We start from the raw sequence: 242 nt of genomic DNA, 5'->3' as shown, positions 1-242 counted from the left end.
CAGCAACTATGGCAGCACTTAGATTGCCAGATAGCCCAGATTTTACAAATAAATTTACCACAAGCAACTCTTAATGAACCTCAAATTGCGCAAACCCTCAGTGCCGTCTTGCCTGCTCAAGCCCAACTTTTTATCAGTAATTCTTTGCCAATTCGTGAAATTGAAGCTTACAGCAATCATTTTCAACAAGAAGTTCAGCTATTTGGCAATCGTGGACTCAATGGTATTGATGGCATTAATTC

General features: G+C 39.7%; 1 pseudogene. It reads left to right on the top strand.

The annotated features are described in order from the left end of the window. Window positions 1-242, top strand: a pseudogene (locus ACVHXK_RS18990) (2-succinyl-5-enolpyruvyl-6-hydroxy-3-cyclohexene-1-carboxylic-acid synthase); the annotation flags it as partial.

The organism is Clostridium sp. DL1XJH146, from assembly GCF_054819755.1.
This window is presented reverse-complemented; position numbering and strand designations above follow the sequence as displayed.